Genomic DNA, 23,871 nt, shown 5'->3' with positions numbered 1-23,871 from the left:
CAATGTCACACTCCTGAAAATTGTTATGAATGTTAGATAAAAGCAAACAATTAGTTATAAGGAGCAACCATGCGCGTCATTACCCTGGCCGGAAGCCCCCGCTTCCCCTCTCGATCCAGCGCACTGCTGGAATACGCTCGCGAAAAGCTTAATGCTCTGGATGTCGAAGTGTGTCACTGGAATTTGCACAATTTCGCGCCTGAAGATCTGCTCTACGCCCGTTTCGACAGCCCGGCGCTGAAAACCCTGATCGAACAACTTAAGCGTGCTGACGGGTTGGTCGTCGCGACACCAATTTATAAAGCCTCTTTTTCCGGTGCACTGAAAACGCTGCTCGATCTGCTGCCCGAGCGCGCGCTGGACGGTAAGGTCGTCCTGCCGCTGGCCACAGGCGGTACGGTAGCCCATTTACTGGCGGTGGATTATGCCCTCAAGCCGGTTCTGAACGCGCTGAAAGCGCAGGAGATCCTGCATGGCGTCTTCGCTGACGACTCACAGGTAATCGACTACCAGCATAAACCGCATTTCACGCCGAATCTGCAAACCCGCCTCGACAGCGCGCTTGAAACATTCTGGCACGCCCTTAATCGTCGGGATCGCCACGCGGCGGCATTTCATCAATCACAAGGAGTGGCGCATGTTTAAAACAGTTACCCGCATCGGGCTGGCAGGTCTGCTGGCAGTGGCATCGCTGGCTCAGGCAGCGGAGAAAACGCCGGAGAGCCTGCGTATCGGTTATCAGAAAGGCAGCGTCAGCATGGTGCTGGCGAAAAGCCATGCGTTGCTGGAGAAACGTTTCCCGCAGACCAAATTCTCATGGGTCGAGTTCCCTGCCGGACCGCAGATGCTGGAGGCGCTGAACGTCGGGAGTATTGATTTAGGCAGCACCGGCGATATCCCGCCGATCTTTGCCCAGGCGGCCGGGGCGGATCTGGTTTACGTTGGCGTTGAACCCGCCAAGCCGAAGGCAGAGGTTATTTTGGTGCCGGAAAACAGCGAGATCAAAAGCGTCGCCGATCTCAAAGGCCATAAGGTTGCTTTCCAGAAAGGTTCCAGCTCGCACAACCTGCTGCTGCGCGCGTTGCAGGAGGCCGGCCTTAAATTCACCGATATCCAGCCCGTTTACCTGACGCCTGCCGATGCGCGCGCGGCGTTTCAGCAAAAAAATGTTGATGCCTGGGCTATCTGGGATCCGTACTACTCCGCCGCACTGTTGCAGGGCGGTGTGCGGGTGCTGAAAGACGGCACCACCCTGAAACAAACCGGTTCGTTCTACCTGGCGGCACGTCCTTACGCTGAAAAAAATGGCGCATTTATTCAGCAGGTGCTGGATACCTTCTCTCAAGCCGATGCGCTGACCCAAAGCCAGCGTCAGCAGAGCATCACGCTACTGGCAAAAACCATGGGCCTGCCTGAACCGGTGATCGCCACCTATCTTGACCACCGTCCTCCCACCACCATAGCGCCGGTTGACGCCCACGTTGCCGCCCTCCAGCAGCAAACGGCAGACCTCTTTTATCAAAACCGCCTGGTTCCAAAGCAGGTGAATATTCGCGAACGCATCTGGCAACCCGCTGGCATTGAAGGAAAAAAATCATGAGTCTGAATCTTTTCTGGTTTTTACCCACCCACGGTGATGGACACTATCTTGGCACAGAAGAAGGCGCCCGCCCGGTCGATCACGGCTATCTACAGCAGATCGCCCAGGCGGCAGACCGCATCGGTTTTACCGGGGTGCTGATCCCGACGGGCCGTTCATGTGAGGATGCGTGGCTGGTTGCCGCGTCGATGATCCCCGTCACCCAGCGCCTGAAATTCCTGGTAGCCTTGCGCCCGAGCGTGGTGTCGCCCACCGTCGCGGCACGTCAGGCGGCAACGCTGGACAGGCTCTCCAACGGCCGCGCGCTGTTCAACCTGGTGACGGGCAGCGATCCGCAGGAGCTGGCGGGCGATGGCGTTTTTCTCGATCATACCGAGCGCTATGAAGCCTCCGCAGAGTTCACCCGCGTCTGGCGACGTCTGCTGGAAGGGGAAACCGTCACCTTCGAAGGAAAACATATCCACGTTCGCGATGCGCAACTCTACTTCCCGCCGGTACAGCAGCCGCGCCCTCCCCTTTATTTCGGCGGATCGTCGGACGTGGCGCAGGAGCTGGCGGCTGAGCAGGTCGATCTCTATCTGACCTGGGGCGAGCCACCGGAGCTGGTTAAAGAGAAAGTTGCTCAGGTACGCGCCAAAGCCGCAGAACATGGCCGTACGGTGCGCTTCGGCATTCGCCTGCACGTGATCGTACGCGAAACCAACGACGAGGCCTGGCAAGCCGCCGACCGTCTGATCGCTCATCTGGACGACGACACTATCGCCAAAGCACAGGCGGCGTTTGCCAAAACCGACTCCGTGGGCCAACACCGAATGGCCTCCCTGCACAACGGCAAGCGTGAAAATCTTGAGATCAGCCCGAACCTGTGGGCCGGGGTGGGTCTGGTGCGCGGCGGCGCCGGTACGGCGCTGGTCGGCGACGGTCCAACCGTAGCGGCACGCATTAATGAATACGCGGCGCTGGGGATCGACAGCTTTATCCTGTCTGGCTACCCGCATCTGGAGGAGGCCTACAAGGTGGGTGAACTGCTCTTCCCGCACCTGGATGTCGCTATCCCGGAGATTCCGCAGCCACGTCAGCTTCAGTTGCAGGGCGAAGCCGTGGCGAATGCGTTTATCCCGAGAAAAGTCGCGCAAAGTTAAGGAGCCACCATGTCTTCAACCGCACAAAAATGGCTGCTGCGCGCCGCGCCGTGGTTTCTGCCCGTCGGCATTGTCCTCGTCTGGCAACTGGCGTCTTCAACTGGCTGGCTGTCGAGCCGTATTTTGCCCTCTCCGGAGGGCGTTGTGGAAGCGTTCTGGTCGCTAAGCGCCAGCGGTGAGCTGTGGCAACATCTTGCCATCAGCTCCTGGCGCGCGGTAATCGGCTTTTCGATTGGCGGGAGCATCGGCCTGACGCTGGGGCTGATCAGCGGCCTGTCCCGCTGGGGTGAGCGGCTGCTGGATACCTCCGTTCAAATGCTGCGTAACGTGCCGCATCTGGCGCTTATTCCGCTGGTTATCCTGTGGTTCGGCATTGATGAGAGCGCCAAAATTTTCCTCGTGGCGCTGGGAACATTATTCCCGATTTATATCAATACCTGGCATGGGATCCGCAATATCGATCGCGGTCTGGTTGAGATGGCCCGCAGCTATGGCCTGTCAGGTTTTGCCCTGTTTACCCATGTGATCCTGCCGGGCGCCCTGCCCTCCATTATGGTTGGGGTGCGTTTTGCGCTCGGCCTGATGTGGCTAACCCTGATCGTGGCGGAAACCATTTCGGCCAACTCCGGCATTGGTTATCTGGCGATGAACGCCCGCGAGTTCCTGCAAACGGACGTGGTGGTGGTTGCCATTATCCTTTATGCCCTGCTTGGCAAACTTGCGGACGTCAGCGCCCAGTGGCTGGAACGTAGCTGGCTGCGCTGGAACCCGGCCTACACCGCTCAGGAGGCGAAAGCATGAATACTGCACGACTGAACCAGGGAACACCGTTACTGCTGAACGGCGTGACCAAACGCTACGGCGACAACACCATTCTGAATGCACTGGATCTGCATATTCCTGCCGGACAGTTTGTAGCCGTTGTTGGCCGCAGCGGTGGCGGCAAGAGTACCCTGCTGCGTCTTTTAGCCGGGCTGGAGGCGCCAAACAGTGGTGACATTCTGGCAGGCACTACGCCGCTGTCCACGATTCAGGATGATACGCGCATGATGTTTCAGGACGCGCGTCTGCTGCCGTGGAAAACGGTGATGGATAACGTCGGGCTGGGCCTGAAGGGCAGCTGGCGGGAGGACGCCCGGCAGGCACTCGCCGCGGTAGGGCTGGAGAATCGCGCGGGAGAGTGGCCTGCGGCCCTGTCGGGTGGACAAAAGCAGCGCGTGGCCCTGGCACGCGCGCTGATTCATCGTCCCGGCCTGCTGCTGCTTGATGAACCGCTCGGCGCGCTTGATGCCCTGACGCGGATCGAGATGCAGGATCTGATTGAAACCCTCTGGCAGACGCACGGCTTTACGGTGCTGCTGGTGACGCATGACGTAAGCGAAGCTGTGGCAATGGCAGACAGGGTGCTGTTAATAGAAGAGGGTAAAATTGGTCTGGATCTGACGGTGGATATTCCACGTCCTCGCCGGGTGGGATCGGCCAGACTGGCGGAGCTGGAGGCGGAAGTGCTGGATAGAGTGATGAAACGTGGAGAAGCGGAGATTCAGCGGATAAAGGCTAATGCCTGATGCCCTCACCCCGGCCCTCTTCAACAGGGAGCACGGCGCAAGGGCAAATCGTAGGCCCGGTAAGCGTAGCGCCACCGGGCTTTTTTACATCAGGCCAGCGCCTTTGTAATCTTCTCGTACAGATCGCCAGACAGATTTTCCAGCCCTTTCAGCTGCTCAAGCGCGGCGCGCATTTTCGCCTGACGCTGCGCATCGTAGCGTTTCAGGCGGATCAGCGGCTCAATCAGACGAGACGCCACCTGCGGGTTACGGCTGTTCAGCTCGGTTAGCATTTCAACCATGAACTGATAACCGCTGCCGTCTTCAGCATGGAACGCGGCCGGGTTGCTGCTGGCAAACGCGCCAATCAGGGAGCGGACGCGGTTCGGGTTGCTCATGGTGAACGAACGGTGCTTCAGCAGGCTGCGGACCTTGCTGAGTACATCGACTGCCGGACTGGTGGCCTGAAGAATGAACCACTTGTCCATCACCAGACCATCCTGATGCCACCTGTCGTCGTACTCCTGCATCAGCGCATCGCGGCACGGCAGCTCGGCGGCAACGCTTGCGGCCAGCGCGGCCAGCGCATCCGTCATGTTATCGGCTTCGTGGTACTGCTTGCTGACCAGCGTGTTCGCCAGCTCTGCCTCACCAAATGCCAGATAGCGCAGGCAGGTATTGCGCAGGGAACGTTTACCGATATCCGCATGTTCCACCCGATATGCGTCCAGCTTGTTGGCGTTGTAAATTGCGAGGAACTCATCTGCCAGTTCGGTCGCCAGCGTGCGGGTCAGCGCTTCACGCACGGCGACGATCGCAATGGGGTCGATGATGTCAAACAGCTCGGCGATTTCAGTCGCAGACGGCAGCGTTAAAATTTCAGCCGCCAGCGCCGGGTCAATATTCTCATCCAGCAGGATGGCACGGAAGGCGTCTGCCACATGAACCGGCAGCGTCAGCGGCTGGCCCTGCTGGTAACGGTTCACGTTCAGCTTGATGTAGGTCGCCAGCAGGCTTTGTGCCGCATCCCAGCGCGAGAAATCGTTGCGCGCGTGACGCATCAGGAACGTCAGCTGCTGATCGCTCCACTTGTATTCGAGTTTCACCGGCGCGGAGAACTCGCACAGCAGGGCAGGAACAGGCTGGAAATAGACGTTATCGAAGATAAAGGTCTGCTCTGCCTGGGTCACATTCAGCACGTTATGTACCGGGTGACCGCCCTTCTGTAGCGGGATCACGTTGCCTTCGTTGTCGTACAGCTCAACGCTGAACGGAATGTGCAGCGGATGTTTCTCTTCCTGCTCCGCCGTTGGCGGTGTGCGCTGGCTGATGGTCAGCGTGTACTGCTCAGTTTCCGGGTTGTAGTCGTCTTTGACCGTCACAATCGGCGTACCGGCCTGGCTGTACCAGCGGCGGAAATGAGACAGATCCACGTTAGAGGCGTCTTCCATCGCCTGGACGAAATCGTCGCAGGTGGCCGCACTGCCGTCATGACGCTCGAAGTAAAGCTGCATCCCTTTCTGGAAATTCGCTTCGCCCAGCAGGGTGTGGATCATGCGGATAATTTCAGCGCCTTTTTCGTACACCGTCAGGGTGTAGAAGTTATTCATCTCAATGACTTTATCCGGGCGGATCGGATGGGCCATTGGGCTGGCATCTTCTGCAAATTGCAGACCACGCATAGTGCGCACGTTGTTGATGCGGTTTACCGCCCGCGATCCCAGATCGGAGCTGAACTCCTGATCGCGGAAGACGGTTAAGCCCTCTTTCAGGCTCAGCTGGAACCAGTCGCGGCAGGTGACGCGGTTCCCGGTCCAGTTATGGAAATATTCGTGGCCGATAACGCGTTCGATATCGAGGTAATCTTTATCCGTTGCGGTATCGGTACGCGCCAGCACGTATTTGGAGTTGAAGATGTTAAGACCTTTATTCTCCATCGCGCCCATATTGAAGAAATCGACAGCAACGATCATATAGATGTCGAGGTCATATTCGAGGCCAAAGCGCGTTTCATCCCACTTCATGGAGTTGATGAGGGAGGTCATTGCCCACGGGGCGCGGTCAAGGTTGCCACGGTCCACGAACAGCTCCAGCGCGACTTCACGGCCAGAGCGCGTTTTAAAGGTGTCGCGCAGAACATCGAAATCGCCCGCCACCAGCGCAAACAGGTAGCAGGGTTTAGGGAACGGATCCTGCCACTGTACCCAGTGACGGCCATTCTCCAGTTCCCCTTCACCAATCCGGTTGCCGTTGGAAAGCAGGTACGGGTACAGCGTTTTGTCGGCAATAATTTTGGTGGTAAAGCGCGCCAGGACGTCCGGGCGATCCAGATACCAGGTAATGTGGCGGAACCCTTCGGCTTCACATTGGGTGCACAGGGCTACGCCTGACTGGTAAAGCCCTTCCAGCGCGGTATTGGCGGCAGGGCTGATTTCATTCACGATGCGCAGGGTAAAGCGTTCCGGCAGGTTGTCGATGACCAGCTGGTTGCCTTCTTCTTTATAGTCTGACCAGGCTTCATCATTAATATGCAGGGAAACCAGCGTCAGGTCTTCACCATCCAGACGCAGCGGCACGGCTGTCGCGCTCTGGCGCGTCACCTGGCTTACCGCCGTCACGACGGTTTTTGTGGCATCCAGGTCGAAGGTCAGATCGATATCGCTTATCAGGTAATCCGGCGCACGGTAGTCGTGGCGGTATTTAGCTTGTGGCTGTTGTGTCATAGAAAACCTTATGCATCGTTTGTCGAGTAACGATTCAATATATTCCGGTTGTGTAAAACGCGCTATGCAGAATGTTCATCTTTTCAGGCACAACGCCGTTTTTGCTACATTTTTATAACACGGGGCACGAAATGCGCTCGACCATAAAGTGTGCTTATGTTGTGATCGGGGTTCAATAAATCACTAAACAGGGTATACTCCGGAGTTGTTTATTGTACTAAACGCTCCCGTGAGAGGATGCTACAGCGCACCTATGACTCAATTCGCTTCTCCGGTTCTGCATACGTTGCTGGATACCGACGCGTACAAGCTGCATATGCAGCAAGCCGTGTTTCACCACTATCATGATGTTCATGTTGCGGCGGAATTTCGCTGCCGGGGTGACGACTTGCTGGGTATCTACGCAGATTCCATTCGTGAACAGGTCGATGCCATGCAGCATCTGGCGCTCACCGATGACGAATATCAGTGGCTTTCAGGCCTGCCTTTCTTTAAAGCGGACTATCTGAACTGGCTGCGTGAGTTCCGCTATAAGCCGGAACAGGTCACCGTCACCAATGATAACGGCAAGCTGGACATTCGTCTGACCGGCCCGTGGCGCGAAGTGATCATGTGGGAAGTGCCGCTTCTGGCCGTGATCAGCGAGCTGGCCCACCGTTATCGCTCCCCTGAAACCGGTGTAACGCAGGCGGTTGCCGCTCTGGAGAATAAACTCGTTGAGTTTTCCAGACTGACAGAAGGGCTGGATATGTCCCGCTTCCGTCTGATGGACTTTGGCACGCGCCGCCGCTTCTCTCGCGAGGTTCAGGAAGCCATTGTCAGACGTCTGCAACAGGAGCCGTGGTTCGTTGGCACCAGTAACTACGATCTGGCGCGTCGCCTTGATTTAACGCCGATGGGTACCCAGGCGCACGAATGGTTCCAGGCGCACCAGCAGATCAGCCCTGACCTTACCAACAGCCAGCGCGCCGCCCTCGCCGCGTGGCTTGAGGAGTACCCGGATCGGCTGGGTATTGCCCTTACCGACTGCATTACCATGGACGCGTTCCTGCGCGACTTTGGCCCTGAGTTTGCCGAACGCTACCAGGGTTTGCGCCATGATTCCGGGGACCCGGTTGAATGGGGTGAGAAAGCCATCGCCCATTACGAAAAACTGGGTATCGATCCCATGAGTAAGGTGCTGGTCTTCTCCGATAACCTTGACCTGGCGAAAGCCGTCGACCTTTATCGCCACTTCTCATCGCGGGTGAACCTGAGTTTCGGGATTGGTACGCGCTTAACCTGTGATATCCCCCAGGTGAAACCGCTGAACATCGTCATAAAGCTAGTGGAATGTAACGGTAAGCCGGTCGCGAAGCTCTCCGACAGCCCTGGCAAAACCATCTGCCATGACAAAGCGTTTGTCCGCGCATTACGTAAAGCCTTCGATCTGCCTCAGGTTAAAAAAGCCAGTTAACGGCTTCGGGGGAGCCTTCATGGCTCCCCTTCTCTTATTAATTTCTTATTTCTTCTCTTAAGACGGTGAAATTTACTTGTCTGATAGCGGATGGCAGGTAACATAGATATCCCCCCTATAAGGGCGGACAAGTGTTTATTTTTTCCGACTATTAACAGAGAGAATATTATGAGCGTTGTGCCTGTAGCCGACGTACTCCAGGGCCGTGTCGCCGTTGACCAGGAGGTCACCGTGCGCGGATGGGTGCGTACTCGCCGAGATTCTAAAGCTGGCATCTCCTTCCTCGCCGTCTATGACGGTTCCTGCTTTGATCCTGTACAGGCCGTCATTAATAATTCTCTGCCCAATTACAATGATGACGTTCTGCACCTGACAACCGGCTGTTCCGTGATCGTCACCGGTGTTGTGGTGGCCTCTCCGGGCCAGGGTCAGAGCTACGAAATTCAGGCGACCTCGGTGGAAGTGACCGGCTGGGTTGAAGATCCGGACACCTATCCGATGGCTGCAAAGCGTCACAGCATCGAATATCTGCGTGAAGTTGCGCACCTGCGTCCGCGCACCAACCTGATTGGTGCAGTGGCGCGCGTGCGTCATACGCTGGCGCAGGCGCTGCATCGCTTCTTTGACGAGCAGGGTTACTTCTGGGTGTCTACTCCGCTGATCACGGCATCCGATACCGAAGGCGCAGGTGAAATGTTCCGCGTTTCAACGCTGGATATGGAAAACCTGCCACGTACGCCGGAAGGAAAAGTCGATTACGACAAAGACTTCTTTGGTAAAGAAGCCTTCCTGACGGTTTCCGGCCAGCTCAACGGCGAAACCTACGCCTGTGCGCTGTCTAAGATCTACACCTTCGGCCCAACCTTCCGTGCGGAAAACTCTAACACCAGCCGTCACCTGGCGGAATTCTGGATGCTGGAGCCGGAAGTCGCCTTTGCCGATCTGAATGACGTGGCTGGCCTGGCAGAAGCGATGCTGAAATACGTGTTCAAAGCGGTTCTCGAAGAGCGCGCAGACGACATGAAATTCTTCGCTGAGCGTGTCGATAACGACGCCATCGCCCGTCTTGAGCGCTTCGTCTCCGCAGACTTCGCGCAGGTGGATTACACCGACGCGGTCGCTATCCTGGAAAAATGCGGCGAGAAATTCGAAAACCCGGTTTACTGGGGCGTGGATCTCTCCTCCGAGCATGAACGTTATCTGGCAGAGAAGCACTTCAAAGCACCGGTTGTGGTGAAAAACTATCCGAAAGACATTAAGGCGTTCTATATGCGCCTTAACGAAGATGGTAAAACCGTTGCCGCGATGGATGTTCTGGCGCCGGGCATCGGTGAGATCATCGGTGGCTCCCAGCGTGAAGAGCGCCTGGATGTGCTGGACGCGCGTATGCAGGAGATGGGCCTGAACCCGGCGGACTACAGCTGGTATCGCGATCTCCGTCGTTACGGCACCGTTCCGCACTCTGGCTTTGGCCTGGGCTTCGAACGTCTGATTGCTTACGTAACAGGTGTTCAGAACGTACGTGATGTGATTCCGTTCCCACGTACACCGCGTAACGCAAGTTTCTAACCGACCAAATCATTAATGGCCAGCAAATGCTGGCCATTATTTTATCCTGCAATGTCAGTTTTCGTCAGTCAAAAGTAAGCGTCTATAAACCACAACCCCGCCATTCCCTCTACCTGTTACGTTTTGTTTCCACGAAATATCCTTAGACAAAAAAATAACCTTATTCTTATTGTGCTTAATACAATCCTTACGCAATAGCACAAAAAACAACCACTTTCACAGCCATCTGGATGGCTTTTGTCGAATATAAGAAAAAATGAGCCGTTTAACTTCTGTTTATACGAAAGGCCTTTAGCTAAATTAAACATAAGGAAATCATATATATAAGAATAAAGTGGAGGTTTAATTCACCAGAACGCGCTGAAGTTTGAGGTGCTTCACAAAGTTCCCAAAAATACATATTTAGTTACACATATTTTCTTTTGGTAACTGAATCTTGAAGATTGTAGCACTTTCAGTGTAGCGAAACGGTTCTATGAATGGAAAGATGCCTGTCAGACACATAAAGACACCTAACTCTCATCAATAGTTCCGGAAATATTTATTGACAGAATTTATTGACGGCAGTGGCGAGTGTCATAAAAAAACCAATGAGGGTAATAAATAATGATGAAGCGCAATATCCTGGCAGTGGTAGTCCCTGCCCTGCTGGTAGCCGGTGCAGCAAACGCTGCTGAAATCTATAACAAAGACGGCAACAAATTAGATCTTTACGGGAAAGCAGTTGGCCTGCATTACTTCTCTGATTACGCGGGCAACGATGGCGACAACACTTACGCGCGTCTGGGCTTCAAAGGTGAAACTCAGATCAACGATCAGCTGACTGGCTACGGTCAGTGGGAATACAATTTCCAGGGTAACAATTCTGAAGGCGGCGATGCGCAGAACGGCAACAAAACCCGTCTGGCATTCGCAGGTCTGAAATTTGGTGACGCAGGCTCCTTCGACTACGGTCGTAACTACGGTCTGGTCTATGACGCAATCGGCATCACCGATATGCTGCCTGAGTTCGGCGGCGACACCGGCGCGAGCGATAACTTCTTCGCAGGCCGTACGGGTGGTCTGGCGACTTACCGTAACAGCAACTTCTTCGGCCTGGTTGACGGTCTGAACTTTGGTGTTCAGTACCTGGGCAAAAATGAACGTGATGACGCGGTACGTTCCAACGGCGACGGCTGGGCGACCTCTCTGAGCTATGACTACGAAGGCTTCGGCATTGTCGGTGCTTATGGCGCCGCTGACCGTACCAACAACCAGCAGACGCTGGAATGGGGTGAAGGCGACAAAGCTGAACAGTGGGCAACCGGCCTGAAATACGACGCGAACAACATCTACCTGGCAGCCATTTATGGCGAAATGCGTAACGCAGCGCGCCTGGGCAGCCGTGGTTTCGCTAACAAGTCTCAGGACTTCTCTGTTGTCGCTCAGTACCAGTTCGATTTCGGCCTGCGTCCATCCATCGCTTACTACAAATCTAAAGCGAAAGACGTAGAAGGTATCGGTGACGAAGACTACATCAACTACGTTGATATCGGTGCGACCTACTACTTCAACAAAAACATGTCTACCTATGTTGACTATCAGATCAACCAGCTGAAAGACGACAACAAGCTGGGCATCAACAACGACGACATCGTGGCTCTGGGTCTGGTTTACCAGTTCTAATCAGCACACCTCGTTGCTATATGCTTAATGAACAGGGCTTCGGCCCTGTTTTTTTATTCCCGAGAGAAAATAATAGCGACTTTTGAAAAGCCGCACGCTTTTCGTCGCAAACGGTTGGCATTTTGTAAATCTACCGTTAACCTGATAGCGGATTTCACTTCTGTAATCACAATGGAACTTCGTCATGTTTGAGAACATTACTGCCGCTCCTGCCGACCCAATTCTGGGCCTGGCCGATCTGTTTCGTGCCGACGACCGCCCTGGCAAAATCAACCTGGGTATTGGTGTATATAAAGATGAAACCGGCAAAACTCCGGTACTGACCAGCGTCAAAAAAGCTGAGCAGTATCTGCTGGAAAACGAAACCACCAAAAACTACCTCGGTATTGATGGTATCCCTGAATTTGGTCGCTGCACCCAGGAGCTGCTGTTCGGCAAAGGCAGCACCATTGTGAGCGAAAAACGCGCCCGCACGGCGCAGACCCCAGGCGGTACCGGCGCACTGCGCGTGGCGGCAGATTTCCTGGCGAAAAACACCTCTGTTAAGCGTGTCTGGGTAAGCAATCCAAGCTGGCCGAACCACAAGAGCGTGTTTAATTCTGCGGGTCTGGAAGTCCGTGAATACGCCTACTATGACGCGGCAAACCACGCGCTGGACTTCGATGGTTTGCTGGCCAGCCTGAGCGAAGCCCAGGCGGGCGATGTGGTGCTGTTCCATGGCTGCTGCCATAACCCAACTGGTATCGATCCTACGCTTGAACAGTGGGAACAGCTGGCTAAGCTGTCCGTTGAAAAAGGCTGGCTGCCGCTGTTCGACTTCGCTTATCAGGGCTTTGCCCGTGGTCTGGAAGAAGATGCTGAAGGTCTGCGCGCATTCGCCGCCGTCCATCAGGAGCTGATTGTCGCAAGCTCCTATTCCAAGAACTTTGGTCTGTATAACGAGCGTGTCGGCGCCTGTACGCTGGTGGCCGCTGACGATCAAACTGTCGATCGCGCATTCAGCCAGATGAAGTCCGTGATCCGCGCTAACTACTCCAACCCACCGGCACACGGTGCGTCTGTAGTTGCGACGATCCTGAGCAACGATGCGCTGCGCGCAATCTGGGAACAAGAGCTGAACGATATGCGTCAGCGCATTCAACGCATGCGTCTGCTGTTTGTGAACACGCTGGCTGAGAAAGGCGCCGACCGTGACTTCAGCTTCATCATCAAGCAGAACGGCATGTTCTCCTTCAGCGGCCTGACCAAAGAGCAGGTGCTGCGCCTGCGTGAAGAGTTTGGCGTCTATGCCGTTGCCTCTGGCCGCGTGAACGTTGCAGGTATGACGCCTGACAACATGGCGCCACTGTGCGAAGCCATTGTCGCGGTGCTGTAACCTGCACCCATAAAAAAAGCCTGCATCGCGCAGGCTTTTTTATTGAAAGGGTTTACCAGACAGGCATTTCATCCTGAAGGAACGGGTTATGCAACCGCTCATCGCCCAGCGTTGACATTGGTCCGTGTCCAGGGATAAACGTCACATCATCACCTAACGGTAATAACTTCTGCTTAATCGACTGAATCAGCTGACCGTGATCGCCGCGTGGGAAATCGCTGCGTCCTACGCCCCCTTTGAAAATCACGTCACCGGAAATCAGCAGGCGTGACACGTCATCAAAGAAGACAATATGGCCAGGCGTATGCCCGGGGCAATGCAACACCTGTAAAGTTACATTCCCTACGTTAACGCGATCGCCTTCGTTCAGCCAGCGGTCCGGTGTCAGTGGCTGACAGTCATCCAGACCAAACATGCGGCTTTGGGCAGGCAGCCCCTGAAGCCAGAACTCATCTTCTTTTTCCGGGCCGATAATCGGCACACCGTAGTGTTCAGCCAGTTCAGCCGCTGCACCCACATGGTCAAGATGGCCATGGGTCAGTAAAATCTGCATCAGCGTTACACCGCTGGCAGCGACTTCCTGCTTGATTGTCTCTGCGTCGCCACCGGGATCAACAAGCGCGGCCAGTTTAGTTTGTTCACACCAGATCAATGAACAGTTCTGTGAGAACGCGGTAACCGGAATAATACGATAGTTCATACTGCTCCTGTGTTTCGTTATTACCAGTGCCGAACCGGCCCGGTATCAATATGCACAAAGTTGCTACGTGGGTAGTATCCTACACCACCTGCGCGCATAGATAACGCCGCTTTGCGAATATTGGCTAACGAAACGCCTTCAATATGGAAATCCATCGCCTGCCCTTTGGTGTGATAGCTTTTTTTCGCTACCCCACGGCTGTGGGCGCGCAGTTCATTGTTGGTATCCAGAGAGCGATAGCCAGAAATGAGTTGCACCGGCCTTTTGGTCCCCAGCAGTCCCTGCAAGCGGTAAAGCTGATCGAATAATCCAGGGTCGATGGCTTTGATTTTGTTCGCGCGGAAATCACGGAAAAAATGGTTGAGTCGTGCTAATTCATCCTGAATATAGCCCCTGCCATCGAAAAATTCCGCTTTAAGCGTCTCACCAGTATGCAGATTGTTGAGCGTTAAAATACGCGGACGAGGTGTCGAGAGGGTGGCAAATGCTGGCGTCGGAAGGATGGCTGCTGCGCCCAGCGCAACGCCACCTAACGCCAGCAATTTGCGGCGATTAGCGTCAAATTTGTCCATGATAATCAGGTCTACAGGTAAAAGAAATTGTCAATATGCTTAGCGCACGAAGGGCACCATAACTGGCAAAGCCTGCTACGTCAAGGCGCCCAATCCCAGTGAATACGCGGCTTGCAGCCAGATCGCCTCATATTCACCATAACTTACGACAATCATTTTTACCGAACTACTTCATTTACCTGATTAATTGTTCCGCTTTTGGCAAGATTTGTGCGCCGGATCGCGCTGTCAGATCATAATTGTAAATATCTGTACGATACTGGGTACGTCCGTCCGCGCCCACAAACGCCGTCAGATAGTAAAGATTGACCGGAATATTGTGGCGGATATTGACGTAACGCGTATCCCCCTGCTTCAGGGCGTCTGATATCCGCGTATCGTTCCAGCCTGCATCCTGCAACAGCATATTCGCCAGCTCCGAGGCCTTATTCACGCGAACGCAGCCAGAACTGAGCGCGCGTGCATCTTTCTGGAACAGATTATGGTTCGGGGTATCATGCAGATAGATTGCGTCCGAACTTGGCATATTGAATTTGTAACGTCCGAGCGAGTTATGCGCACCCGGTGCCTGCTGGAAACGGAACGGCAGGTTCGAAGGCGTAATCGTTGACCAGTCGACCATCCAGGGGTCAATCGCTTCTTTGCTGTTCCAGCCACGCATCACCGTATAGTTGTGTCGCTCCAGATATCCCGGGTCATTCCAGACCTTAGGCAGGATATCTTTGCGCGCCAGCGTCGGCGGCACGTTCCACGGCGGGTTAACCACCACGTTATTCAGCGCGCTGCTCATCATCGGCGTTTTGCGGTCAGGTCGACCCACAATCACGCGGGACGCCAGCACTTCGCTACCGTCCTGATAGTAGACCAGAGAGTACGCCGGAATGTTGACCATAATGCCGGTGGATAACGTGCCCGGCAGCAAGCGCAAGCGCTGGATATTCAACGCCAGCACCCCTGCCCGCTGGGCCGGAGAGACGTTCAGCCAGTCGCGAGTCGATGGACCAATCACGCCGTCGGCGCCCAGCCCCTGCGCGGCCTGGAACTGCTTCACTGCCGCGACCAGCTCGCGATCGTAAGCGGCGGACTTATTGCTCAGCGCAACGGCGGTTTTCTCTTTTACCGGCGCCGACGGGCTGACGACTGCGTTTTGCGTCTCGTCGCCGGGCAGCGCAATTTTAGGGCCGCTGTCAAGCATGCCAGACCGTTTCATAATTTCGCGAATCGCAGGCACATCGCTGCTCCATTGTCCCGGACGCAGCGTTGCTGTTCCACGCAGCTGAGGCCACGGGCGGGAATCCGCGACCAGCTCAAGAAGCGACTGATGCATCGTGGCATACTGCGGGTGGGCGGGCGCAAGGCTTGCGATAAAGCGCGGCAGTTCACCGTTGTCCAGCGACAGCTGCCACTGATTAATGACGGACAGCGCGGGCGTCGCCAGCTTGTACGGTTTACTGCTGTATAACCAGCGGTTGCCGTTCACCGAAATCCCCGCCACAAACTGCAAGTAGCCCATCATGGCATCAGACAGCACCACATCACGCGCCTGTCCGGTAACGGCAGGGTCGGTCAGGAGTTCAACCCAGGTCGTGAACTGTGGCTGAAAACCTGCAATCGCCACTTCAGCCAGCTGCTGCTGGAAGGCACGTACCGCCTCGCGATTTTCCCACATCGGTTTCATATCGCGCGCAGCGTAAAGCAGCGTGAGCTGGTTAATATAAGCGGGAGTATAGCCCGAGGGCAGCCCGGTCATAAGCTGCTGGCGTAATGATTCAGTATCGATGCCTTCCGGCAGCGGTTTAATGCCGGCCATGATGGCCGTCGCCAGAGACTGATCCAGCGGTTGTGACAGCGACGTCGGCTGCGCGCCCATCGTCGCGGAGCTGTCAGTCGGTACAATTTCAGGCTCATCGGCCTGAGCGGTAAACAGTGGAGCAAACATCACTGTCAGGCACAAACTCAGCGCAGACAGCTGACGACCACGATCTTTCTTAAGCAACATCCCTTGCCCCCTGTTTTTCACGACATGCCCAGTATTCTGGAGCTTTCCTTCAGTATAGAAAGGCATACACGCTGCTGCCTTACCTTATGTAAAGAAGTTTAAAGATAACGCAGCCCTGAACACAAGTTAAGTGAATAAAAAAAGCGACGCCTGAGCGCCGCCTTTTATCATACCCGGGGTTAAGAGGCGTCAGCCGTGCCCGGTAAAGACTCCGGAGGCTGCGGCGCAAAGCCACGCAGACCTACGACGTGTACATGTTCACTGTTCTGGAACACTTTACGCACCAGCTTATAGGTTGTCCCTTTTTCCGGACTGATGTTTTCCGGCGCCGCGATGATGAGCTGCATATCGAGTCGCTCGCAAAGCTCAAACAGCGTGGCGATGGAGCGGGCGTCGAGACGCGCGGCTTCATCGAGGAACAGCAGACGGCATGGAGAGATGTCCTTGCCGCGCAGACGACGCGCTTCATCTTCCCAGCTCTGCACCACCATCACCAGAATCGACATACCGGTACCGATGGCTTCACCGGTAGAGAGCGCACCGGATTCCGCGCGCAGCCAGCCGTCTGAGCCACGGTTAACCTCAACTTCCATTTCCAGATAGTTGCGGTAGTCCAGCAACTCCTCGCCGATGGTTTGCGGCGTACGCTGGCCCATGTCAATCTGCGGATTCAGACGCTGATACAGCTTCGCCAGCGCTTCGGAGAAGGTCAGGCGGTTACTGTTGAACAGATCCTGATGCTGCTCATGCTGTTCAGACAACACGTCCAGCAGCGTGGAGTGCGCCTCACGCACGTTCACGTTCAGCCGCACGCTGTTTACCTGGCCAAACGACACGCTTTGCAGGCCCTGGTTCAGCTGACGGATACGGTTCTGCTCGCGCTGAATGGTTTTACGAATAATATTCGCCACGCTGCGGGAGCTGATTGCCAGCTTCTGCTCGCGGGAGGTCAGCTCCTCCGTCAGACGGCCCAGCTCGATCTCCATCTGTTCGATCGCTTCAACCGGATCGTCGGTACGGATGATGTCCTGACGAATACGTTCGCGTAAGTGCTGATAAACCGCCACGAAGAACTGAATTTTGCGCTCAGGACGCTTCGGATCTTCGGACATGCGCAGCACGTCGCGCAGGTGTTCATTGTCCGCCACGGCCAGACGCAGCGCACCCAGCGCCTTATCCGACATAGAGCGCAGTTCATCGGCTGACAGGTACGCCAGCTCGCGACGGTGCAGACGACGCTCCACGTTGTTGTCCTTCACCATGCGCATCACCGCGCACCAGCCCGCCTTCGCGGTCACAACCTGTTCACGCATCTCAAAATAGTCGCGCTCCAGCTTGCGCAGACGACGCGTCAGGTTGTCCATCTCCGCCTCACAGAAGGTCAGCGCTTTTTCGAGCTGATTACGACGCGCACGGTTGTTGCTGAGCTGAGCATGCAGCTCATCGCGGCGAATACGCGCCCGCTCTTCTGCGCCGCTGTCGGCGCGCACGCCAATGTCCTGCAACTCTTTATGCAGGTCATTTAACAGCTCTTTCTTGGTGTCGAAGGAGCTTTTCAGCGACGCCATGACCTGGCTGTACTGGCTCAGCTGTGCAGCGTGAGTACGCATCGCTTCACGGGCGCGCGTTCGTTCCGCTTCGGCCTGCTCAAGACGCTGGCGCAGCTTTTCATTCAGATCGCTGTTCCCGCTCAGCATTTCTGCTGAATCGGAGTAGCCGAAGTGTGCGCGACGTTGCACCACTTCCGTGAGGGCAAACGCCTGCTGACGCGCTTCGCGCTGCACCTGCTGTGACCAGGCGTAATCTTCTTTTAACTGCTCAAACTGTTCCGGGTCGCTCTGGAGAACGGAAACCATCGGCTCCAGTTTTGCCAGTTGATTGCCGTGTTGCTGCACAAAGCGCGCCGCTTCCTGCGCTTCGTCCAGACGTTCCTGAATCTCATCCACGCGGTCGGCGAGCGTATCGTCCGCCAGCAGGTTCAGGCGCGGCAGGATGCGGTTAAGGGCCGCAACGCCCTCTTTCGCCTGCTCAAACTGCACGCGACTTTGCTGGTTGTCATTTTCATGGCTGGCAAGCGCACGCTCCAGCTCACCACGGCGGGTGTTGAGCTTACGAATTTCGGCTTCCGGATCGGGCTGAAAGGCAACGCCCAGATGGCTGCCGATAAAGCGGCTGAACGCCTGATGCAGACGCTGGGTTTTCTGCACGTCAAACGACAGGGTCGCAAAACGCTCTGAAAGCGTTTCACGCTCGGCGTGCAGGCTTTCAATACGGTTTTCACGCGCGGCGCGGCCAAACAGCGGCAGTTCCGGGAAGCGCGAATAGCGCCACTGGCGATCGGCGATTTTCACCACCACCGCTTTTTCCAGCTCGTCGACGCTGAATACGCTGTCATCAAACGACTGCGGATCCCCTTCGATGAGGTAGAGATCTTCCGGGCAGTCTTCCAGCCCTGCAAGCTGGTCAGAAATCAGCGACAGATCCGGCACTACAATCGCGTTACGGGACGGACCGTACAGCGCGGAGAAGTACGGCGCATCGTCCAGGCCGACGTCGTCGTAAATTTCAGACAGCAGCACGCCGCCGAAACGCTCGGCTAACGCATTCAGGCGCGGATCTTCTGAGCCGCCTGGCTGGCTTAAACGCTCGATTTCTTCATCGACGTCACGCTTACGCGCGCCCACTTCGTCACGCTCAACAATCGCTTCGCGTTCGCGCTCTAGCAGCTGTTGCATGTATTCGGTGACGTCCTGGCTGGAGGCAAACTCCTGACCACACTGCTCGCTGAGCTGGTTCAGGCTGCTTTGTGCGGCCAGCCAGATCGGCGCACGCTGTAAGAGCGTCTTCGAACGGGACTGAAGCTGTTCCAGCTCCTGACGCAGCGTCATGCGCTGTTCGCTGGCGTTCGATACGGTATCGGACAGGGCCGCAATACGCGCTTCCAGCTCCTGATGCAGAGCCTCAAGCTCGTCGAAATCGTAATTTTTACCCTGACGTTTGCAGAATTCCGCCAGCAGACGCTCAGCTTCCTGCTGTTCACGCAGACGCTGTTCCAGCTCGTTCAGGCGCATGCGCAGCGGCTGCACCTGCTCGGCCAGATGGCGCTGATTAACGCCGTCGCGCAGTAGCTCACGGGCAACGTCCCATGCTTCGTTACGCGCCAGCGGACCGTTGATCGCCACCACCAGCTGGTACGCCTGCTCAAACTGGCTGTGTGCCGTTTGCGCCACGCTCATTTTCTGATCGAGAGAAAGCAGTTTCTCAGTGGCTTCCTGCTCTTTGGCCTGGAAGGTATCCAGCCATTCGTCAGCGCTTTCAGGGGTCAGGTCCGGCAGGTGGCACAGCTCTTTGGCACGCTGCAACGCCTGCAGCGCCTGGTTGTATTGGATCGCGCGGGTCTGCTGCACGTCCAGCGCCTGCTGGTAGTCTGCGAGCTGGCTTTTCAGCTCATCCACTTCCAGCTCGGCGGCTTCCGCGCGGGCTTCGTTCTCTTCCTGCAAATCGGCGGCTTCTGCCACCACTTCATTTTGCTCTTCAAGACGAATTTGCAGCTCATCGAGATCGGCTTCATAACGCTCGATTTTTTCCTGCTGACGCAGCGCGGTTTGCACCAGGTTCAGATGATCGCTGGCCGCCTGGTAATCGGCTTCCAGATCCCCTTCGGCACCGTTGTGCTCGCCCAGTTCGCGCGCCATTTCGACATGCTTATACTGCTCGGCGACCAGCTGTTTGCGGGAGGTAAACAGCTCGCGGCGGTATTCCAGCGCCTGATCGAGATGAATACGGCGCTCGTTGGCGTGACGCATATAGTCTGCCGCCACGTAGTTGGTGGCTTCGCTGATCAGGTGCTTAAACAGATCGCGGTCAGATTGCGTAACGCGAATCGCTTCCAGCGTCATGCGGTTTTCACGCAGCGCGGCTTCCATATCCTGGAAGGCCTTACGCACGCCGCTGTTTTCCGGCAGCAGGTAGTCGCGCAGGGAGCGGGTAATGGCGCTTGAGATACCGCCGTACAGGGAGGCTTCAATCAGACGGTAGTATTTACTACGATCTGACGCGCTGCGCAGACGACGGGCCACCACGCCGAGATCGAACATCAGAGAGTGGTAGTCGGTAATGGAGTTAAACTGCTTAAACTGCACGCCTTCGATGGCTTCCAGCTTGTCTTTCAGCTCCTGGAGCGTCAGAACGCGCGCCTGTCGTTCATTCAGGGTTTCCGTCAGCAGCGCGGTCGGCTGCACGGAGGTTGGCAGCCCCTGGATCGCAAACGGTTTGATATCTACTTTACGGTCGCGGCCGGCAACCTGCTGCAGGCGCACGCCTACAACCACGCGCTGATGACGGGAGTTGATCACGTCCAGCACCGAATAACAGACGCCCGCTTTCAGCTTACCGTGCAGCCCTTTATCTCGGGAGCCGCTCGTTGCACCCGCTTCAGTGGTGTTACGGAAGTGCAGCAGGGTCAGGTCAGGGATCAGCGCCGTCACGAAGGCCGCCATGGTGGTGGATTTACCTGCCCCGTTACCGCCGGAGAGCGTTGTCACCAGCTCATCCAGATCGAAGGTTCGGGCAAAGAAGCCGTTCCAGTTAATCAGCGTTAGTGAGCGAAATTTACCGCGTTCAATCATTACTCTTCCTCCCCGCTATCCGGCTGATTCTCTTCGTGCTCGTCATTGAGCTGCAAATGGTTTTCCACCGGCATCGCTTCACCGTCACGGATCATGCGCAGCTGTGCTTCACGCGCATCGTCACCCGCACGCACGTCGGCACCAAAGCGGAAGACCGATTCGGTAATGCGGAACTTGCTGCTGTCGTGACCCATGAACCAGACCATTCCCAGACGGCGCAGACGGTTCAGGGAAGAGCGAACTTTTTCCTGTAATTTCTGACGGTCCAGATCGGACCCCGTCGAGCGGTTATTTACCAGCTTGAGCAGCTTGCTTTCATCCGCCAGCGACAGCAGCTCATCGTAAAGCTCCTGCTGGGTGAAGATCCCTTCATTCGCCAGACGTTCCGGGCTGAGGTAGAGGTAGCAGAGAATTTTGCCGACCATCATATCCAGTTCGGAAAGCACCGAGCGCGGAATAAGCGTAGTAGAGCGCGGACGCAGGTAGAAAAACCCTTCCGGCGCGCGGATCAGCTCAACGTTATAGCGAGCGTAAAACTCTTCCAGATACTCCTGAAAGTCCATCAAAAAGGCGTGATTATCCAGCTCGTCAAGGCCAATGTGACGACCGGCACGCAGCTGGCTGTCCAGCGCCGGAAACAACGGATTCGCCAGCGCCTGTGCCAGCTTAACTGGCATCACTTGTTCAATATTTGTCAATGACATGCGCCTGTACCTTGGCTCCGTAATCGTTAATCGGCTGCCACTTCGGCGGCAGTCCGGTGAAATCGGCTTGTGCGATGCCCAGGCGCACCGCCTGGTCTACAACAATGCGGGCTACATCGAAGTGGCGCGCTCGCGGATACTGCGCCAGATAGTCGCGTACCACGAGGCCAAGATCCAGCGGTGCTTGTCTGGCTTTATAGACAGCGAGCTGTTCTTCGATCATCGCCGCAAGCTGCTCGCGAATTTCGTTAAATTCTTCGTATTCCAGATCCGGCGGCAGTTCCCCGGTAACCTCTTCATCACGCAGCGCCATCTCTTCGTCGCGCATATCCAGAAGACGATCGGCGTTGGCGTAGGTCAGCGCCCACGGCGCATCAAAGTAGGTCTGTACCGACTGGCGCAGACGCTGAGCAAAGACGCGGTTCTTATCCATATCGATGGCGGTACGGATAAATTTATGCACGTGGCGGTCGTAACCGATCCACAGGTCGATCGACTGCTGGCCCCAGCTGATAATGCGGTCAAGCTTACTCTGCAAATCAAACACCAGACGATCGATAAAATGCAGATCGTCGTGCGCAATCGTCGCGTCCTGGATGCGCAGCAGGTTGGCCTGTAGCTTATCCCCAGCCGCCTCCAGCGTATCCTGCAACTCACGTAGCGTACCGGACGTTTCTGACAGTAAAAGTTCACAGCTGGAGATGGCCGCACGCCAGTCTTTATTCAGCAGTTGAGCGATATCGTCTTTGACCTGCTGCTGCTGTTCGTCCATCAGACGTTGAGTCAGATCGATACTGTCGAAAATCTCGGCGACCGAGTATTTTAGCGGCGCGTAAACGTTGCGATGCCAGTGGAATTCGTCACCGTTTTCATCAGCCGCGTCGGCGGCACGCTTCAGCTCGCCTGCAACAATGGAGAGCTGCATGGAGAGACGCAGCGTGGAAAATTCGCGCTGGCGGATGTAATAGTCGGTAATGCCAATGCCCAGTGGCGTAAGACGATAGATGGCGTTTCCTTCCGCCTGCTCGCTGGTAAAGCGGTTCAGCAGACGTTGACGCACCATATCATTGATTGCGTTGTTGGCACGCACGCTAATGGTTTCGCTGGTTTGCTCAAACGCATCACTGACGTGGCGGAACGCATCCACCAGTTCGCCTTCACTCATTTCGCCATCCAGGCGTTCGCCGTTTAGCGTCGCAACCGCCAGCAGGAATGAGAGTCTGTCTACCGGCAGCGAGATGGAGAAATCGTTTTTCCTGGCCCAGGCAACCAGTTCGGGGACTGTCTGGGAAAATTCACTCATAGATTATCCTTGCATCTGCGGCTTGCGCGCGGTGACGTGGATATAGCGGCCAAGGCTCAGATAAGGCTCCTGGCGGCAGTACCGCGTCTCTATTTCTGTTAAGGCGTCTAAACAGTCATCCTGTTTTTGTTTATCACGCAGATAATCATGAAACACCCTCACGCCGGTTTTGCCGGTAATTTCCCAACCGATCTCCTCCAGCCAGCCATAGACCTGCTGCGGTTCACGGGGGAAATCCGGTGAAAGCGTGCGTCGTTTCTTTTTATACATGCCCTGCTGTACATAGCCAAAATTGCCGACCAGCACGTTTCGCATTAGCAGGCCGTTGGCATTGTAAAACATCAGCGATAACGCACCGCCCGGGCGCAACATCGACCACAGCGTTTTTAACATCGCTTGTGGTTCGGCGACCCATTCGAGCACAGCATGAAACAATATCAGATCAACCTGCGTTTCCAAATGCTGCGGAATGTCCTGAGCGGCGCAATGTATAAAATGCATGTTGTCGCTCACACCTTTCTCTTCTGCCGCTCGCCCGGCGCGCGCAACCATCTCGGCAGAAAGATCGCAAAGCGTGACGTGATGTCCCCGCTGCGCCATCAGAATTGCAGTCTGCCCTTCCCCACCGCCGGCATCCAGTACGCGCAACGGTCGGTCACCAAATTCAGCCAGCAGCTTATCCAGATCCTGCCAGAGGATCGTCTGACGAAGCTGACCTTTGGTGGTGCCATAAATGTTGCGCGAAAACTTTTCCGCGATGTCATCAAAATTGCGATCCCGCATTGGGAGGGTTCCACTCACTGCAAAACCGCTATTTTGTCACACCCGCGCGGAGAATGAACCACTCTGGTGTAATATCACGGGCAATCGCCTGCTGTATGGTTAAAA

At 55.8% G+C, this 23,871-nt stretch carries 17 protein-coding genes; 9 read left to right on the top strand and 8 right to left on the bottom strand.

Annotated elements, in window-relative coordinates; genetic code table 11:
• Positions 1–69 precede the first annotated feature (69 nt).
• From ssuE to ssuB, 5 genes are read left to right on the top strand one after another with little or no spacing between them, the layout of a single operon-like run.
• Entirely contained in the window at positions 70–645 is a 576-nt protein-coding gene (ssuE, locus tag ACQG11_RS17970) for an NADPH-dependent FMN reductase (RefSeq protein ID WP_022647647.1), read from the top strand.
• Positions 638–1,600: a sulfonate ABC transporter substrate-binding protein gene (locus ACQG11_RS17965; protein WP_022647646.1), complete on the top strand. Its 963-nt coding sequence runs from the start codon at positions 638–640 to the stop codon at positions 1,598–1,600. Before ssuE ends, ACQG11_RS17965 begins: the two co-directional genes overlap by 8 nt.
• A complete protein-coding gene (ssuD, locus tag ACQG11_RS17960; RefSeq protein ID WP_038415787.1) occupies positions 1,597–2,742 on the top strand; it encodes an FMNH2-dependent alkanesulfonate monooxygenase in 1,146 nt (381 codons plus the stop codon). The genes ACQG11_RS17965 and ssuD overlap by 4 nt, the downstream gene beginning before the upstream one ends.
• A 9-nt stretch (positions 2,743–2,751) precedes the next feature.
• Positions 2,752–3,543 carry an aliphatic sulfonate ABC transporter permease SsuC gene (gene ssuC / locus ACQG11_RS17955; protein ID WP_023299738.1) on the top strand — a complete coding sequence of 264 codons (792 nt, stop codon included), beginning with the start codon at positions 2,752–2,754 and terminating at the stop codon, positions 3,541–3,543.
• A complete protein-coding gene (gene ssuB / locus ACQG11_RS17950; RefSeq protein ID WP_022647644.1) occupies positions 3,540–4,310 on the top strand; it encodes an aliphatic sulfonates ABC transporter ATP-binding protein in 771 nt (256 codons plus the stop codon). Before ssuC ends, ssuB begins: the two co-directional genes overlap by 4 nt.
• Before the next feature lie 89 nt (positions 4,311–4,399).
• Here ssuB and pepN read toward each other — a convergent pair whose 3' ends face one another.
• Entirely contained in the window at positions 4,400–7,012 is a 2,613-nt protein-coding gene (gene pepN, locus ACQG11_RS17945; protein WP_023305813.1) for an aminopeptidase N, read from the bottom strand.
• Between the two features lie 253 nt (positions 7,013–7,265).
• Between pepN and pncB the strand changes: the two genes are divergently transcribed.
• The 4 genes from pncB to ACQG11_RS17925 all read left to right on the top strand — a co-directional run bounded on the left by pncB (position 7,266) and on the right by ACQG11_RS17925 (position 13,077).
• Complete coding sequence (gene pncB, locus ACQG11_RS17940) at positions 7,266–8,468, top strand: nicotinate phosphoribosyltransferase (RefSeq protein ID WP_426728645.1); 1,203 nt, start codon at positions 7,266–7,268, stop codon at positions 8,466–8,468.
• A 168-nt stretch (positions 8,469–8,636) separates the two neighbouring features.
• Positions 8,637–10,037: an asparagine--tRNA ligase gene (gene asnS, locus ACQG11_RS17935; RefSeq protein ID WP_003858191.1), complete on the top strand. Its 1,401-nt coding sequence runs from the start codon at positions 8,637–8,639 to the stop codon at positions 10,035–10,037.
• A gap of 606 nt (positions 10,038–10,643) precedes the next feature.
• Positions 10,644–11,702: a porin OmpF gene (gene ompF / locus ACQG11_RS17930; protein WP_022647640.1), complete on the top strand. Its 1,059-nt coding sequence runs from the start codon at positions 10,644–10,646 to the stop codon at positions 11,700–11,702.
• A gap of 184 nt (positions 11,703–11,886) precedes the next feature.
• On the top strand, positions 11,887–13,077 hold the full coding sequence (locus ACQG11_RS17925; protein ID WP_023299734.1) for an amino acid aminotransferase: 1,191 nt from the start codon (positions 11,887–11,889) through the stop codon (positions 13,075–13,077).
• A 52-nt stretch (positions 13,078–13,129) separates the two neighbouring features.
• Here the strand turns inward: ACQG11_RS17925 and ACQG11_RS17920 are convergent, their stop codons facing one another.
• From ACQG11_RS17920 to cmoM, 7 genes are all read right to left on the bottom strand, one after another.
• Entirely contained in the window at positions 13,130–13,777 is a 648-nt protein-coding gene (locus ACQG11_RS17920; RefSeq protein ID WP_023299733.1) for an MBL fold metallo-hydrolase, read from the bottom strand.
• A gap of 20 nt (positions 13,778–13,797) precedes the next feature.
• Positions 13,798–14,349 (bottom strand): YcbK family protein, encoded by a 552-nt coding sequence (locus ACQG11_RS17915; RefSeq protein ID WP_003858202.1) that lies wholly within the window; start codon positions 14,347–14,349, stop codon positions 13,798–13,800.
• A gap of 175 nt (positions 14,350–14,524) precedes the next feature.
• Positions 14,525–16,348 carry a L,D-transpeptidase gene (ldtD, locus tag ACQG11_RS17910; protein ID WP_426728644.1) on the bottom strand — a complete coding sequence of 608 codons (1,824 nt, stop codon included), beginning with the start codon at positions 16,346–16,348 and terminating at the stop codon, positions 14,525–14,527.
• A 179-nt stretch (positions 16,349–16,527) separates the two neighbouring features.
• Positions 16,528–20,976, bottom strand: coding sequence for a chromosome partition protein MukB (gene mukB / locus ACQG11_RS17905; protein ID WP_023299731.1), 4,449 nt, complete (start codon positions 20,974–20,976; stop codon positions 16,528–16,530).
• Positions 20,976–21,680, bottom strand: coding sequence for a chromosome partition protein MukE (mukE, locus tag ACQG11_RS17900; RefSeq protein ID WP_003858208.1), 705 nt, complete (start codon positions 21,678–21,680; stop codon positions 20,976–20,978). Before mukE ends, mukB begins: the two co-directional genes overlap by 1 nt.
• Positions 21,661–22,983 (bottom strand): chromosome partition protein MukF, encoded by a 1,323-nt coding sequence (mukF, locus tag ACQG11_RS17895; protein ID WP_426728643.1) that lies wholly within the window; start codon positions 22,981–22,983, stop codon positions 21,661–21,663. The genes mukE and mukF overlap by 20 nt, the downstream gene beginning before the upstream one ends.
• Before the next feature lie 3 nt (positions 22,984–22,986).
• Positions 22,987–23,766: a tRNA uridine 5-oxyacetic acid(34) methyltransferase CmoM gene (gene cmoM / locus ACQG11_RS17890; RefSeq protein WP_006809373.1), complete on the bottom strand. Its 780-nt coding sequence runs from the start codon at positions 23,764–23,766 to the stop codon at positions 22,987–22,989.
• Positions 23,767–23,871 lie beyond the last annotated feature (105 nt).

Origin of the sequence: Enterobacter cloacae complex sp. 372C4 (assembly GCF_050030615.1) — a bacterium.
Lineage (GTDB): Bacteria > Pseudomonadota > Gammaproteobacteria > Enterobacterales > Enterobacteriaceae > Enterobacter > Enterobacter intestinihominis.
Note: the sequence above shows the minus strand (reverse complement) of the source record. Positions and strands in the feature narration are given on the sequence as shown.